The sequence below is a fragment of the Fibrobacter sp. UWH4 genome (assembly GCF_900142475.1).
Taxonomy (GTDB): Bacteria; Fibrobacterota; Fibrobacteria; order Fibrobacterales; family Fibrobacteraceae; genus Fibrobacter.
On record NZ_FRAY01000004.1, the window covers coordinates 95,969 to 112,131 of the forward strand.

Annotated in this window: 11 protein-coding genes; 5 read left to right on the plus strand and 6 right to left on the minus strand. The window is 46.8% G+C overall.

What is annotated here, in order from left to right; genetic code table 11:
* Positions 1 to 6: 6 nt before the first annotated feature.
* Positions 7 to 432 carry a metal-dependent transcriptional regulator gene (locus tag BUA93_RS08410; RefSeq protein WP_072978726.1) on the minus strand — a complete coding sequence of 142 codons (426 nt, stop codon included), beginning with the start codon at positions 430 to 432 and terminating at the stop codon, positions 7 to 9.
* 187 nt (positions 433 to 619) lie between these two features.
* Here BUA93_RS08410 and BUA93_RS08415 point away from each other — a divergent pair, with 187 nt between their 5' ends.
* A complete protein-coding gene (locus tag BUA93_RS08415) occupies positions 620 to 799 on the plus strand; it encodes a hypothetical protein (protein ID WP_175547405.1) in 180 nt (59 codons plus the stop codon).
* Positions 800 to 990: 191 nt separating this feature from the next.
* Here BUA93_RS08415 and BUA93_RS08420 read toward each other — a convergent pair whose 3' ends face one another.
* The 3 genes from BUA93_RS08420 to BUA93_RS08430 all read right to left on the minus strand — a co-directional run bounded on the left by BUA93_RS08420 (position 991) and on the right by BUA93_RS08430 (position 6,876).
* Positions 991 to 1,857 carry a hypothetical protein gene (locus BUA93_RS08420; RefSeq protein ID WP_139257904.1) on the minus strand — a complete coding sequence of 289 codons (867 nt, stop codon included), beginning with the start codon at positions 1,855 to 1,857 and terminating at the stop codon, positions 991 to 993.
* Positions 1,858 to 1,978: 121 nt separating this feature from the next.
* A complete protein-coding gene (locus BUA93_RS08425) occupies positions 1,979 to 5,245 on the minus strand; it encodes a fibrobacter succinogenes major paralogous domain-containing protein (protein ID WP_175547406.1) in 3,267 nt (1,088 codons plus the stop codon).
* 11 nt (positions 5,246 to 5,256) lie between these two features.
* On the minus strand, positions 5,257 to 6,876 hold the full coding sequence (locus tag BUA93_RS08430) for a fibrobacter succinogenes major paralogous domain-containing protein (RefSeq protein ID WP_175547407.1): 1,620 nt from the start codon (positions 6,874 to 6,876) through the stop codon (positions 5,257 to 5,259).
* Between the two features lie 800 nt (positions 6,877 to 7,676).
* Between BUA93_RS08430 and BUA93_RS08435 the strand changes: the two genes are divergently transcribed.
* Complete coding sequence (locus BUA93_RS08435) at positions 7,677 to 8,630, plus strand: virulence RhuM family protein (RefSeq protein WP_072978731.1); 954 nt, start codon at positions 7,677 to 7,679, stop codon at positions 8,628 to 8,630.
* A 78-nt stretch (positions 8,631 to 8,708) separates the two neighbouring features.
* Here BUA93_RS08435 and BUA93_RS16260 read toward each other — a convergent pair whose 3' ends face one another.
* Positions 8,709 to 9,965, minus strand: coding sequence for a hypothetical protein (locus tag BUA93_RS16260; protein WP_072978732.1), 1,257 nt, complete (start codon positions 9,963 to 9,965; stop codon positions 8,709 to 8,711).
* Between the two features lie 15 nt (positions 9,966 to 9,980).
* Positions 9,981 to 12,260: a TonB-dependent receptor gene (locus tag BUA93_RS08445; RefSeq protein WP_072978733.1), complete on the minus strand. Its 2,280-nt coding sequence runs from the start codon at positions 12,258 to 12,260 to the stop codon at positions 9,981 to 9,983.
* A gap of 126 nt (positions 12,261 to 12,386) precedes the next feature.
* On the opposite strand from BUA93_RS08445, the gene BUA93_RS08450 reads away from it, so the two are divergent.
* From BUA93_RS08450 to BUA93_RS16400, 3 genes are read left to right on the plus strand one after another with little or no spacing between them, the layout of a single operon-like run.
* On the plus strand, positions 12,387 to 14,153 hold the full coding sequence (locus BUA93_RS08450) for an ABC transporter ATP-binding protein (protein ID WP_072978734.1): 1,767 nt from the start codon (positions 12,387 to 12,389) through the stop codon (positions 14,151 to 14,153).
* A complete protein-coding gene (locus BUA93_RS08455) occupies positions 14,154 to 15,902 on the plus strand; it encodes an ABC transporter ATP-binding protein (RefSeq protein ID WP_072978735.1) in 1,749 nt (582 codons plus the stop codon).
* On the plus strand, positions 15,902 to 16,156 hold the full coding sequence (locus BUA93_RS16400; protein WP_217650996.1) for an MATE family efflux transporter: 255 nt from the start codon (positions 15,902 to 15,904) through the stop codon (positions 16,154 to 16,156). The genes BUA93_RS08455 and BUA93_RS16400 overlap by 1 nt, the downstream gene beginning before the upstream one ends.
* The last annotated feature ends 7 nt before the right edge of the window (positions 16,157 to 16,163 follow it).

Here is a 16,163-nt window from a genome sequence, read left to right on the forward strand (position 1 = left end):
AACGATTTACTTTTTCTTAGATTTAGCGGCGTTCGACTTTTTCGCCGTCACACCCGTATTGGGGGAGTTCACGAACTCCTCGATTTTCTCGAGAGTTTCCGCCGAAAGAATGTGCTCCATGTTGCAGGCATCCTTGTCGGCAATTGCCTCGGACACGCCTAGCTTGATAAGAAAACCCTTCAGCAGAATGTGACGGTTCAGAATCTGGGACGCCACCAGCGCACCTTCCGAAGTGAGTTCAACACCGCTGTAAGGTTCCTGCGTCACAAGGCCGAGCTTCTTGAGTTCGATTACCGCCTTGGCAACCGACGGCATCTTCACCTTGAGCGCCGCCGCAATGTCGCGGACACGGGCAATCCCGTTCGCAAGGCGCAGCATGTGCACCATTTCCAAGTAGTCTTCAAGGCTCTGGCTTAACTTTACTTGTTCCATAGGACGGCTCCGATTAGACAAAAACACACCTTATTTATTAGTCCACGCTAAATTTAGAAAGCATAGGCTAATTAGTAAAGGCTAAACTACGGAAAATGGGGGTAAAAAGGGGGCTCTAATGAGCTCAAAACGTTCACTAGGGAACAAAAGCTTTTTCAATGCAATTTTCACGAAAAATAAGTATATTATGGTTAACCAGCCCAGGTTCAACAAGACCGTTGACGAAATCGTCGACCCCGTTGATGTTTGGCTCTACGTACTCAAGCACGCCAACGGAAAGCTGACCGATGAAGAAATCTCTGATATGTCGGAAATTCCGCTTGAAGAAATTAAGAAACGCAGGGCACTTCGTGAACGAGGGCTTTAAGCTCGGACACAAAAAACGCCATTAGCGGCTACATTTCCAATTTCAATTCAGACTGCTATTACCAGAATCCAAGCTACCTTGAAGAATACTTCAAGGCAGGAAAGTTGTTATTTCAGAATATCGAAGCGTGCGCATTCTAAGCGTTTTGGAGATTTTTTAGCTATTTTGTTAGGAAAGAGTTTTCACAAACATTATTTCAATCGACAAACAATTTCATCAACCAACGCGTTAACAGGCCATTTCCCAGAACGATCCATTCCAATCACTTTTTTAAATTTTGGATTAATAAATTTACATTCAGAATCAAGATATAGACGTTGGTGATTTTTTCTTATTTTTTCACCATCTTCTGTCAGATCATGATAAGCCCGGCCTCCCAAACATACAATCAATTTAGGTTTTACCAAATCAATTAAAGTTACTGTTTTATCAATAAAAAATTTGCGTATATTCCATCGTTGCTTCTTTCTTGATAAATTATCAGAATTCGGGAACAAAGTATTTCCAATAAATTTATTTAAAAGCGATAAAAGATTATTGAAATTGTCTGTCGCTATGGGATAAAGATTTATAAAAGAAATTTTCTTGCCAAAAGTTTCTGCCCATCGAGGCATCTTAGATTCATTTATACATTCACTTTCATTTGGATATAACTTTTCGGCACAGCCCCGTACAATATCAACAATTTGTTTGGAAAAAGAATTATTCGAATGTTCTGAAAATTCAAACCAATGCGTAGGTTCTCGTTTATTTTCGAAACGGTTCTTGTTATAACGAGCATTGTTGTCTTCAAAAAATACAGGCGGTCTTTCACCCACATCGGGAAAATGAAACACATTTTGATTCCAATTTTTTCCATAATTCGGATTTATACCAACGAACAAAATGTCTGGCTGATAAATAAGTTTTGATTGCAACCAAATCCATCCTTTATAACATTCATATTTATCCTGATTCTCGGTAAGTTCATCAATCAAAAGTCTATATTCTTTCTCAAGAAGATAAAATTCTTTACAACATTCAAATTCATTCATATCAAGATTTTTCTTTTTTAACAATTTCAAAAAAATAGCACGCAGGTTTAAGTCATTTTCTATACACTTGGGTTATTAATTCACATACAAAATTCAATCTCTTTTGAAAAGGGCCGCACCACTCGTGGCTAGACCCGGCGCAGGCCTAGTCCTTAACGCAACGGATAGAGTATCCATCGTCACTGCTCTTTCCGCCAAATGTGCGATATATACTTCCGTCAATACCATTTCCAATTTCCACTACATACATCATATTTTCGTTATACTCGTTAGGTGTTATAAAAATTGTATGAAGATCATCTCTACGATTAACAAATCTACCAGACATTCTTTCGCCAGCAGGAAGAGCGGAAAAACCATAGGTATTTGTGCCATTGCAGTCAGTATCATAGTATGAGCATTTCCAACCATACTGCGACTTAAGTTGTATGCCGGCATAAGATGTTCCACATTCAGCCGTCTTTCCTAAAACGAACTCGGAACCAACTGTAGCAAATAAGGTTTCCCATTCGGTATTATTTGGCAAATGCCAACCTTCGGGACATATTCCTCGTACTTGATTAGTGCGCCAACATGTCGTTTTATAGCCACATCCTTTTCCATGTGTACTAAAAAATCCCACGCTATCCATAGCGACAGACCATGAGTACAAACGACCATATTTTGAGCAACTGTCTATATCGTTGTTATAGCACCAGGAACGGTCTTTCATTTCTATGTATGTGGTGCTATCAGAATAATTTAAGTTCTCAGCCATCCATGTTTGTGAGCCAATAACGGTTGTTTTGTATGTCTTTCCATCTCGGTTATCCGTTAAAGAACCATATCCAACAAATTCTTTAGTAGCATTCCACAAACTATTGCTGCATGAATATACAGAATCATATGACAAAGACAAATGTATTCTTATTTCATCCCCTTCTATATAGCTGACACACCCTTTGTTAAGGGATACTTCTAAATCATTAACATCTCTGAATACTCCAGAATCGCAAACATATTTGTATGAAGAATAAATCTCACCGTTCACAATTGATCCATCTGTCAAGCAAGTTTTTCCATAGGTATTAAGTTCCAATTTTGTCGCTATAGTCCAAATCATTGACTTGCATATATAATAGTTGGTCCCAGATTTCCCTACTTCACCCTCGCGACCTATCGTGCAGCCACCCAGATTTTTTTCCACACTCGTCGCAGCCTGCCATTTGCCATTCTTGTAGATGTAATAATTATATGTATACACACTCCCTACTTTAACTTCGCCCTCCGTTCCTGCATTCCAACCATATGTATCACACTCCAATGTTGTCGCATCAGTCCAAACTTTCGACTTACAAATGTAATAACGATAGGAAGAACCGTACGACGAAGTACTCAACACCATTTTTTCAATAGAACCCTCTCTACTGACCACGCAGGCTCCCAAACTATCTTCAATTTCATTGGCAGAGGCTCGCCACGCTCCATTTTCATACACATAATGCTTATCTGCATTTACCTTTCCCGCTCTAACTTCACCTTCTGTACCAGCTTTCCAACCATAGGTATCGTATTCCAAAGCCGTTGCGACTGTCCAAGTTTTTGACTTGCAGATGTAATAGACATTATTCAATTTACTAACAATTCCCTCGTTCGTTGTAGAGCAATATCCGAGTCCAAATTCTTCAGCCGATATCTGAACCCATTTTTTTGATTCACAAAGATAATACTTACCATTGAGAGAATTCTTTTCATTCTCCCTACCAGTCACACAAGCGCCTAAGCTATCTTCAATTTCATTGGCAGAGGCTCGCCATACTCCATTTTCATACACATAAAATTTACCAGCATTCACACTCCCTGATTTCACTTCGCCTTCCGTACCAGATTTCCAGCCGTAAGTATCATACTCTAGCACAGTCGCCGTTTCCCAAGCACTATTCTTGCAGATGTAATATATTCCGTCATATTTGCTTACCACTCCTGCGTTATTTTTCGCGCAAAGGCCGATGGAGGTTTCCCTTTTAGAGACTTCCCAATTGGAGCCATTGAAAACATATATGGTATCTGTCACGTTTCCTTTCTTGAATTCGCCAGATTTTCCTGCAGACCATCCGAAGGGATCCTTCTGATAGGTGGTTGCGTCGTTCCAATGACTACCATCACAGATAAAATACTTGTTGTAGTTCTTGCTCAACTTGTTGCTATTCGGAGCAACAACATTCAGGCGCTTATCTGAACATCCGCCCAATCCATACACATTATTCCAGAAGGTTTCCAATGGGTTCTCAAACTTCGGAACATCCAGAATGTTCCAAGCCTTGACATTTGCACGAATTCCTGAAATATCAATTTTCGTTGCAAAATCAGCCATCGCAGTTTTTGTTTCAGCATCATCCCAAACGCCGTCCGATTCGAAATCTACGATAAACGAGTCTATCGCAGCCGTGATTTCAGCATCAGTTCTTTCGCCAAGGAAAAGCAGACTCAACACCATCAGACTCGCGTTGGCATAATTCATATTATCGTCCTGACTATCCTCAAAGACGCTCAGATTCTCGCTGTACTTGACTGTGGTCGGCAATTCAAAGGCGGTCATAATTTCCTGGTCAGCCTGTTTCTTTGCCGCATACACGCTATAACCCTTGCGCACCAAATATAGAGCGCGACTATATTCCAGATGGGTCAACAGATTTACATTGACCTTATTTCTAGGCTCGTTTTTCTCATCCGACAACGCAGTCTTTAAATCGGTCAAAGCAAACAAACTGATGGAGTCCCTGGAATATTCACCAGTTATTTCATTCCGGTACTGGCCATGAACCTCAACACACGCATAAGGCGAAAGCAGGCTCACATTAGGAATCACAAAATCACCCTTATTACTGCTAACTTCATCCTCATACACCATCCCGGTGTATTTCAGACTATCTTCGGTCAGTTCGCGCAAGTAAACGGGAGAACCGAACATAAAGGGGCCCTTCTGCGCCACACCAAGAATCGAACGATTCTTCACGACCAGACTATCTCCAGAGTAAGCTTCTTTGTTAAGGGACGAAGAGCTTGCAACCGATTCAGAATTTTCCGATGTCGCAGATGACGAAACCGACATGGCAGAAGATGAACCAGGCATGACATCGGGAGGATTGTTGCCATCCGAAATTTCACTCAGGTCAATCCAAGTATTGTTTTGACAAAGATAGTCCGTCAGCTTTTCGGCAACATAGACCGTATCGCCCTCGCGCTCAATAGTACAACGGCCCATTTCCGCAAGGGTTCCCACCTCACGACCATCATCGTTAACAGTCGCCTTTGATGAGTTGCTAGAATCGCCACCGCAAGCGAACAGATGGGAGCAACAAGAAATCGTCACGCCAACCTTTAGCAAGTTCATAACAACATACTTATTTTTCATACTTTTGAGCCAAGCCATGATAGCCTCCATCAATCAACATCCTTGAGACAACGAACAGAGAAACCACTACCTTTAAATTCATCTATTAGGCCCGGAAAGTCTTTGTAATAACTCAAACATATGTAGTTCGCGTAAGAAGAGCCATTCTCTGAAGACGTCCAGAAATAAGCATTGTAGCCTATGCTTGAGTAATCCCCAAAATCCCTGCCACCGACAGGGAGCGCCGAAAAACCGAAGGCATCGGAACCTTTTCCATCATCCTCCCAGCCTGTTGTAGATTTAAGGACTTTTGCCGCAATGTGTTGCCCACCAACAGCCTCAAACAAATCCATCCACTCACCAGGCGTAGGCAGATGCCATTTCTTAGGACAAGCAGTCATTGCGGCATTCCAAGAGTAAAACCGACCATAAGAAGCACAATTGGAAACTTCATCATTGTAGCACCAACTACTATCTGTTTCGTAGTTCAGGTTCTCCGCCATCCAGGTCTGCGAGCCAATAGTAACGGTCTTATAGTTCTGGCCATCGCGACCATCGGTCATATACCCCTGAGTCACTTCCGAAATCACACTAGGTGATAAAACTTTAGCAGGGCCCTTAATACAACGAACAGAATTGCCATTGGTCGAGTTAACTTCAGTCAGACCAGTGAAGTTAACATGAGACCCGCTTTCCCCATTAAGTCCAGTCCACCACCACTCCGACCATCCCACACCATACGCTTCGTAAACAGTACACTCGTCGTAAGAACCATCGCAAATTTTTGAGGCACTCCAGAAGAACGTTATATGACTACTACCATAATAGTTTTCATAGGCACCCTGGCGAATTCCTGCGGGAAGAGCAGTAAACGCGTAGGTATCTGTGCCATCCGCGTCAATCATCCAGCCTGATACAGATTTTAAGGTTTTATCTGCAGATTCAGATCCACCTACAGTTTTGATTAACGAATCCCATTCGTCATACGTGGGTAAATGCCAATTTTCAGGACAAACTTCCATAGCTGCATTCCAAGAATAGAGGCGACCATATGCCGCACAATTAACGGGATCGTCATCGTAGCACCAGCTACTGTCTACCGAATAGTTCAGATTTTCCGCCATCCAGGTCTGCGAACCGATAGTCACCGTCCTGTATGTCTGACCATCGCAAGAGTCTAACAAGATATTGTCAGTATTATCAGAAGAGGAAGACTCTCCAATATGTGAATCACTTGATTTCTCTATTTCATCTTTTATGCTGGAAGAACTCAATGCGACCGATGAGGACGATTCTTTATCGCTAGAAGAAGAGTTTGTCTTGTCCACACTACTACTGGATTCACCGCTATCACTCTGAACGGAGGAGGAAGACTCTTCTTTGTTAATTTCTTGAACGTGTGAATCTAGGGAATCTGCGTTTATCCATTTACCCTTTGTGCAGACAAAGTCGGACTTTTCGTCCTTGACAAAGACAGAATCACCCTCAAGATCATCGGAACAAGCCCCCAAGTCATCAACGGACGATACAAATTCAACTTTTTCAGGAGAGCCACTACTGCCGCTATCGCCACCACAAGCGAATAGAAGTGCGCAACTAGAAATTGCCACACTAGCCTTTAGCAAGTTTTCAATGATGTTTTTTGCATCCGTTTTCTTGTTCCAAGCCATGACCGCCTCCATCATTAAGCACCTATGGAGTTCGCCCCAATCGCAAAGAATCCTGCCATATTTTGTATGAATACAAAAAAGGCGCGAGTCGTTGCATTTACCAAAGTGAGGCTGTGCAATGCCTAAGAACGATAAACGCAAACGACCCACGCCCCATAAGGGCTGTTGCCCCTTGGCCATACGACCAAAGACCGACATAAAAATCGGTACGACAAACTGAAGTATACCGCAAAACGGCATACCTGCGTGAGCGTTCGCCCTGTCCTCGTTCTTTTGAAACTTGCACATTTCACTTTGAGAACAAGAGCAAAACTCTTTTACCCCTAAAAAATAATTTAAAAATAGGCAAATAGAACAAAAAATTTACAAGAAAACACATTATTTGACGAAATAACGCATTTTTTCAATAATCAACTAAAGCGCTCATCCAATTTGGAGTAAAATTGCATGTAATTCCTTGATTATTCAAAGCCAGGCGTTGCGGGCTGGCGTCTGAAGCCCGCATAGAAGGGGTAGCGGAAGACCCGGCTAGGGCGGGTTTAATAGGAGATGCCCGACCAAGTCGGGCATGACACCAGGGAGGGGTCGGGGCTGTAGCGAGGGGAAGACATGCCCCTCTTATTTAAAACTTTTGTATATTACCTCCTAACAGGCACTGGCAGCGGAATTCCGTCTGCAAGCCTTGACTGACGAATAAGTCGGCTTTTTGGTATATCCCCAATAATTGTTGGGGTTTAGTATATCCAAAGGCCGACTTTTTTTGTTTATAGGAGCAAAATTTGTTTATAGGAGCAAAAAAAATGAAAGAAACCGAAGAAAAAGGTGAAATCGTCCTTTACCAGCCGGAAGGTGAAGTCCGCTTGGAGGTGCGTGTTGAAAACGAGACGGTCTGGCTCACGCAGGCACAGATGGCACGATTATTCGAGAGAGACCGTTCCGTTATTGCAAAGCACATCAAAAACGCGTTCAATGAAGGCGAATTAGATTCCAAAGTGGTATGTGCAAATTTTGCACATACCACTCCGCATGGCGCAATCAAAGGGAAAACACAATCTTCGGAAGTCGTCCTATATAATTTAGATGTCATCATTTCCGTCGGCTATCGAGTCAAGTCCATTGCAGGAACACGTTTTCGCCAGTGGGCAAATAAAATCCTGAAAGACTACATGCTCAAAGGTTATGCCGTAAATCAACGAATGGTTGCGACTGGAATGCAGATCGCCAATCAGTTTCAGGAACAACGGCAATTAATTGAAAACCAGGGAACGAAACTCGAAAATGTGGACAATCGTCTTTCGACCGTTGAAAAACATATTGATTTCTTTGTCAAAGCCGTCCAAACACCCACAGGAGGCATCCTTGCGACAGGAACTCGGTTTGACGGACTTGTTCTGATTGCTGATTTGGTGAAATCCGCGAAGCGGTCCGTGGTGTTTATCGATCCATATGCAAATCTCGATGTTTTAAAATTTGCCGCGATGCGGGCAAAAGATGTTAAGGCTGTCATTTATTCCGCTCATATCACACCCGAATTTAAAGCAGCCAAGGACATGCACAATAAGCAATATCCTGGTTTGGAATTAAAAACGATGCGCACTATTCACGACCGATTTTTGCTTGTGGATGATACAGTTTATCACTTTGGGGCCTCGTTCAAGGATATGGGTAATGAAATGACGGCTTTTAGCGTTTTGAATTTCGTGACGCCGGAAGAAGTCATCTCCAAAATCCAGGCAAGTATGAAGGGAAAATAATCTCGATGCTATCCTTCTAAAAAAAAGCCACCCGCGGTTAAGCAGGGTGGCCTTATTGTATGGTGATTGGACTAGATCTTAGTCAACCATCGGAACGATGTAGTAGGCGGTTCCGGTGGTCACGTCCATCTCCTTGGCGACCTTGCCGCTTGCGATGTCGTAACGGTAGATAGCGCCGCCCTTCTTGTCGGCATGTCCCAGGAGCACGCTCTTGCCGTCGGCATCCAGGTGAATGGACGGGGCAAACCACGGGATGGTCGGAGAAAGATCCACTTTTTCGACAGTCTTCTTGTAAACATCGACAACCACAAACTGCCATTCGTAATTGTTGAAGTTGCTCGGGTCGGCAAAGCTGCCGAAGAATCCCATAAACTTGCCGTCACCCATGTAGGTGCCGCCCACCATCAGGTTGTTTTCGTTCGTTTTCTTGCCATCGTATTCGGCATCGTGCATGCGGAAAATCCAATCCTTATCGAATTCGGTTTCACCCTTCTTGATACGGATCCAGCCTTCCTTGTAGCCTTCAACGTAGCAGTAAGAGGCGTTGGAATAGAAATAGATATCACCCTTTTCATCGACAAAGGACATGGTGTTGTTCATGTCGTCCATGCCGCCAACGGCTGCAACCTTATCGCTAAAAATGGCTTTTTCGACCTTGTCTGTTTTCACGTCGATAATCACCACGGAGGCGCGCGGGCCCGCGATGAATTTGTTGAAGTCGACAAACTGGCTCAAGGTCAGGAACATCTTGCCGTCACGGATTACGGCGGAGCCCGGAACTGACGTCAAAGCGCCGCTTTCTTCATCAATGTACTCGGAAAGATCGATGGTAGCCGTGGTCTTGAGCGTTGTCGGGTCAAGGGCGGTAATGGCGTCGCCCATGGACTGTTCCACGTACATCTTGTTTTCGTCAACGAACTTCATCATGATGGCGCGGGCCCCCTGGAACTTGGCCGTAGCAGAGGCCTTGGCAGGCATATTGCCGTCTTTGTCCAGTTCATAACGCGATAGAGTGCTGTTCATGGCATCATCGGTGGCGAGCACGTAAACGGAACCGTTGAAGTAAGCGACGCCGCCTGCGTTCGGAGCTTCGATAAAGTCTTCGACAACCTTGGCTTGATTATCGGAAAGAGAAGCTGTTCCGACAAATTGAGAGGCTTCCATCATGAAGGAGAGCAGGTACTTGTCCCCCGAAGAAGAGCCGTTGTCATTAGCGGAACTGGAGCTAGAGTCATCGCCGCAGGCGGCAAGCATCAATGCGGAAGACATTGTCGCAGCAACGAGGCCCTTCGACAGGCTCAGGGACCTTGTATTATTTTTTTTGAAGAGGTTCATTTGTTTTCCTTTTGTTTATAGTGTAAACTTGACTTTGGTCGCAAAGGCACGGCCGGGCTTGGATTCGCCGTACTTGTCATACACCCGGACATCCATGAAGTTGCGCACCTCGAAATTCCAGGAGAGCATGTTAGCGAAAATGGAGTATTCCACGCCTAAATCTTGAGTGAACGAGCTGGGAATGGTGCGGTCTTGCCTTTTGGAGACCTTCCAGGAGTAATAATATTCGTCAGTGTAATTGGCAAGCCAGTAAAGTTTGAAGAAATCATCCCGGTAAAGCAAATCGCCCACATGGAATTCCGCACCAAAATTCATGTAGAGCGTAGGAATATTCGGTACGGTCAGTCCCTTGGCAATTCCGTAGGCCAAATCCGCTTCGCGGCTTTCAGCTTCTTGCCTGGTGAGGTTGTAAGAAAATGAAATGTATTCGTTCACATCAACTGCGGCATCAATTTCAAAGCCGGTCGTCTTGGTGCCAACACTGTTGTAGTACGGGCGCGGAACCGACGCGTAGTTGTTCCAATAAATGCGGTCTTCCATGAGCATGTAGAACCAGTTGAATTCCAGATGCAGCTTCAAGAGCAGCGGAATCTGCCGCATATCCAGTTCGGCACCTGCGGTAAAGTTGTCGGACTTTTCGGGTTTTAAGTTCGGGGAACACTGCACATACATTCCGTCGCCAAAGATTTCTTCGCGGGTCGGGAATCGCAGGCTATGCTGGTAGCCTCCCTTGACGGCAAACTGTTCAACTACAGACAAATTGTCAATCAATTTGACGCGGAGATTTTCGCTGTAACCGAAATCCCTATTTTCGGCATAGTCGTCTGTCAACTGCTGTATACGCTTTTCGCCGTCGTCGTCAGCCTTGATGGAGTAGTAATATCCCTTGACGCCCGCCACATTCTGGATTCGTTCGTTCCAGAAGTTATTTTCGAGAGAAAGCCCCGTTACAACGGAATGGCTGTGCCCGGGGAATCCGGCACTGTTAAGCGCCTGACCTTTAGCGACGCGCTTGTCTTCCGGATCTTGCGATTCGTAACGGTAAAGGCCGCTCCAGGTGAGAATGTGGTTTTGCGTGAACGCGTAGTCAAAATTCCAGGGCGCGACAATCGTCTGGTTTTCGCGTTCGATATGCGACGCCCCACCCATAGAAATTTCGCCAAAAGCGGTATTCGCTTCGCGAACATTCTCTTTGTCCCAGCCGTAGTAATAAGTATGGCTCGTATCTATGACTGCCTCTTTACCGAAGGCGTAGCTGAACGAGAGCGCAGCCGAAAGCCCCTTCACAAACAAATTCGCTTTTTCAAGGGAAAGGTTCACGCCATACGATTGCGCATTGGCGTTTGCCTCTTCGATGCGGTGGGAATTCGACTGGATTTCTTTATCCATCGCGTTGTAAATCACGCCCAAAGTCGCCTTGTCAAAGAAATATTTTTCGAACGAGACATACGGCAATACATTGTAACTGTAATAACGGTCGTGATCACGCGTTACGGTCGTATCCATGTAAGGAGTAGTGAATTCGTAATCATTATCGGAATAGTTGTAATAGGCCGAAAGTCCGGTGGCGATAGCGCGGTTCTTGGCAGAATCGGTTACCCACACATATTTTGCGTCGAGGGAGGCCTTGTGCGTATTGAAACTTCCGAAGCTGTAAGAGCCCGTAATGGAACTCTTGGGCAAGTCATGCGTCACGATGTTGATGACACCGCCCATGCCGTCGGTCGCAAAGCGTTCGGGCACATAGCTCTTGTAGATTTCGATGCGGTCAATCTTATCGATGGGAATATCGTTGACGGAGAAATTCCCGTTGCCGTTATCGACTGGGACTCCATCGACAAGCACCTTCACGTTCTTGCCTTCCATGCCGCGGATGTTGATTTTGCTTTCGCTGCCCATGCCGCCCGACTGGCGGATTTTCACGCCCGAAGAGCGGTTCGTGGCGTCCGCGATGGTGGCACTGGAGCCTTGCAGTTCCGTGGCATCCATCACCTTGACCGATTCGGCCTTGGTTTTCTTATCGACCGGGGCAGCCTCATTGATTCCTTCGCCCTCGATTCCCATTTCGTCGAGGACCGTTACGCCGGACGAGCCCGATTTCGCTGCGGACTGTTCTGCCAGAGCGCTTTCGTTTGTGGAGGTTTCCTCGCCAAAAACATCGTCAAAATTCGTAATTTCTTCGGTAGATTCGGTGTTTTCACCGTTCGTCGATTCCTGCGCACGCGCGGCCACAGAGGCAATCGCGACCATTACCAACACGAGAGTTGTCAATTTGTATGCAAAAATGTGTTTCATCGCGCCCAAATTGAGAAATAAGCGCAAGAAAATTCTACTCCAAAAGGTTTGGTGAAAATCCGTTTGGAGTAGAACAGAAAACGGTTTTTTCCAAAATTTGATTCAGCCCTTTTGGGAGGAAACGCTATGAAAAAGAAATCTCTGCTCTCTTGGATTTTTCTGTTTGCCAAAAACAAGAAAAAGTATTACATCGCAAGCATCTTCTTTGCGCTCTTGCGCGTCGCTTGCGGAATCGCTCCTTATATCATTATCGCAAACATCGTGCGCGAACTGCTTTCGGGCGTGCGCGATTGGGATGTTTACCTAAAAGAATGTTTGATTATTGCGGCATTCTGGTTCGGAAACGTCCTGTTTCACAGCATTTCCACGACGCTTTCGCACGTAGCGACATTCAATGTTCTCGGAAACATCCGCAAGGACCTTTGCGACAAGCTATCGCGTGTGCCGCTGGGTTCTGTTCTCGACATGCCTTCGGGCGCTCTCAAGAACATCCTGGTAGAACGCATCGACAGCATGGAAACGACGCTTGCGCACGTAGTCCCGGAATTTACCTCGAACCTAATTCTCCCTGTGCTCATGTTCGTCTATCTTTTCCATATCGATTGGCGCATGGGGCTTGCCTCGCTCGGCACGCTCCCGATTGGTATGGTCGCCATGGCGGTTATGTTTGCCGGAGCGCAGAAGTGGTTCGATAATTCTATCCAGAAAACGAAGGCCTTGAACGACACCGCGGTTGAATACATCAACGGCATCGAAGTCATCAAGGCATTTGGCAAGTCAAAGTCTTCTTACGACAAGTTTGTAGTAGCCGCAAAAGAAGGGAGCGACTGTTTTGTCGAATGGATGCGTCGCTGCATTTGGCCGCATTCCCTTGCCATTACGGTCGCTCCTGCCACGCTATTGACGGTGTTGCCGTTTGGCGGTTACTTCTATTACAACGGTTCCATTACGGCCGTCGATTTTATCACCGTCATCATCGTTTCGGTGAGTATCATGATGCCGCTCCTTACCATCATGAGCTACAGCGATGACATCAGCAAGGCGGGCGTCATTTTCGGCGAAGTCGGCTCGGTACTCGAAATGAAGGAACTTGCGCGCCCCGCGACCGACAAGCGCAAACCCGCCGACAATTCCATCACGTTGAAAGACGTGCGATTCAGCTATCATAAGGGAATCGAAGGCGAAAAAAAGAAGGAGATTCTCCACGGCATCAACATGGTTCTCCCCGAAGGGAGTTTTACCGCATTCGTGGGCCCGAGCGGTTCGGGTAAATCGACAATTGCACGCCTTATCGCCTCGCTGTGGGACGTTGACAGCGGCAACATCGAAATCGGTGGCGTGAACATCAGGGATCTTTCGCTCGAAGAATACAACCGCCGCATCGCCTACGTTTCGCAAGATAATTTCCTCTTCGACATGTCCGTCCGCGAAAACATTCGGCTCGGGCGGCCTTCGGCATCGGATGCCGAAGTCGAAGAGGTGGCGCGCCAAAGCGGCTGCTACGAATTTATCATGAGTCTCGAAAATGGGTTCGACACGATTGTCGGCGGCTCGGGCGCCCACCTCTCCGGTGGCGAGCGCCAGCGCATCGCCATCGCCCGCGCGATGATGAAAAACGCCCCCATCGTCATTCTCGACGAAGCAACCGCCTACACCGACCCCGAAAACGAAGCCATCATCCAGAAATCCGTGGCAAAACTCGTGCAAGGCAAGACGCTCATCGTCATCGCACACCGCCTTTCGACCGTCAAGGACGCCGACAAGCTCTACGTCATCAAGGACGGCAACATCGACAGCAGCGGCACGCACCAGGAACTAGTCGAAAAAGGCGGTCTCTACAAGTCCATGTGGCAGGCCCACATCAGTGCCAAGGATTCCGAGGAGGATGCATAAATGTTCGATACTCTCATCAAGTTCTTTAATTTCTGCAATGCAGAAAACCGCCACAAGTTCTACGGCTCAATCATCGTGGGAATTTTCAATTCCTTCTTCATGGCGCTCCGCATCGGAGCTATGGCTGTCATGTTGCAGGGCGTCATTCGCCATGTGCAGGGAATCGCGCCGTTTACCATGGACACCGTCTGGCTTTCGCTTGGAATCATGGTGGCAAGCCTTATCGGCGCAACCGTCACCAAGCGCATCATGAGCATGTGGCAAACCGAAGGTGGCTACCGCACTTGCGCCTCCAAGCGCATCGAAATCGCCGAACACCTACGCTACCTGCCCATGGGCTACTTCAACAAAAACAGCCTCGGCTACATTACCTCCGTCACCACCAACACTATGGAACAGCTTGGCGATGTGGCAACACGCGTTGTCATGATGGTTACGCAGGGCATTCTCGACACCATTCTCATCATCGTGATGATTGCCTTTTTCGATTGGCGAATTGCGATTGTCGCGACCATCGGCTTTGCGCTCTTCCAATTCATCAACACGCTCATGCGCATGAACGTTCGCGCTATTTCGCACGAAAAAGTGGAATGCGACAGCAAGGTCGTTGAAAAAGTTCTCGAATACATCCAGGGAATTGCCGAAGTCAAGGCCTACAACATGACCGGCAAGCGCTCCAAGGAACTGAACGAAGTCATCGACAAGTGCACTGCAGCAAACATCAGCATGGAACTCAAGTGCGTCCCGCTTTCGAACTTGCAGACCTTTATTGCAAAGCTCACTGGCGTTGCCATCATGATGTTCTCGATTCATTTCTACTTGAACGGCAGCATGGAACTTGCCAACTGCGCCGTTATGCTGGTGTGCTCCTTCATGCTCTTTGCGGCCCTGGAACTGGGCGGTAGCTACGCGGCCCTCCTCCGCACCGTAGATATCGCCGTGAACCGCGCAAACGATATCTTGAACAAGCCCACCATGGACATCGATGGCGAAGACATTGCCCCCGTGAATCACGACATCAAGGCCGACAGCATCGATTTCGCCTATGATAAGCGCAAAATCATTGACAACGTGACGCTTTCCATTCCCGAAAAGACGACCACGGCCATCGTGGGCCCGAGCGGTTCTGGCAAGACGACGCTTTGCCATTTGCTCTCTCGCTTCTGGGACGTAAACGCAGGCTCGGTGACTCTGGGCGGCCGCCGCGTGCAAGATTACAGCATGGACAGCCTGATGAAGAATTTCAGTTTCGTGTTCCAGAACGTGTATCTGTTCCGCGATACGATTGAAAACAACATCAAGTTCGGAAATCCAAGCGCCACGCACGAGCAAGTCGTGGAAGCCGCCAAGAAAGCCTGCTGCCACGACTTTATTGAAAAACTCCCCGACGGCTACAACACGGTCATTGGCGAGGGCGGCACAAGCCTCAGCGGCGGTGAACGCCAGCGCATCTCGATTGCACGCGCTATCATGAAGGATTCACCGGTCATCATTCTGGACGAAGCGACCGCGAACGTGGACCCGGAAAATGAACGCGACTTGATGAACGCTATCCAGGAACTGACCCGCGAAAAGACGGTCATCATGATCGCGCACCGCTTAAAAACCGTGCGTCACGCCGACCAGATTATCGTCTTGGATAAAGGCCGCATCGTGGAACAGGGCAAGCACGAAGAACTCGTGAAGAACGGCGGAATCTACGCCCGATTCATTGATTCCCGCCGCGATGCTGTTAGCTGGAAACTGTAATGCAGATCCAACTTTCGGACCACTTCACCTACGGGAGGCTGCTTCGCTTCGTCTTTCCGTCTATCTTGACAATGTTTTTTGCCACCATCTACAGCATTGTCGATGCCGCGTTTGTCTCGAACTTTGTCGGAAAGACTTCTTTTGCCGCCGTAAACCTCGTCATGCCGGTCCTTATGCTCATTGCTGCTCCCGGCGTGATGATGGGGGCCGGCGGGCAGCGCGCTCGTCGCAAAATTCCTCGGCGAGGGCGATAACGGAAAG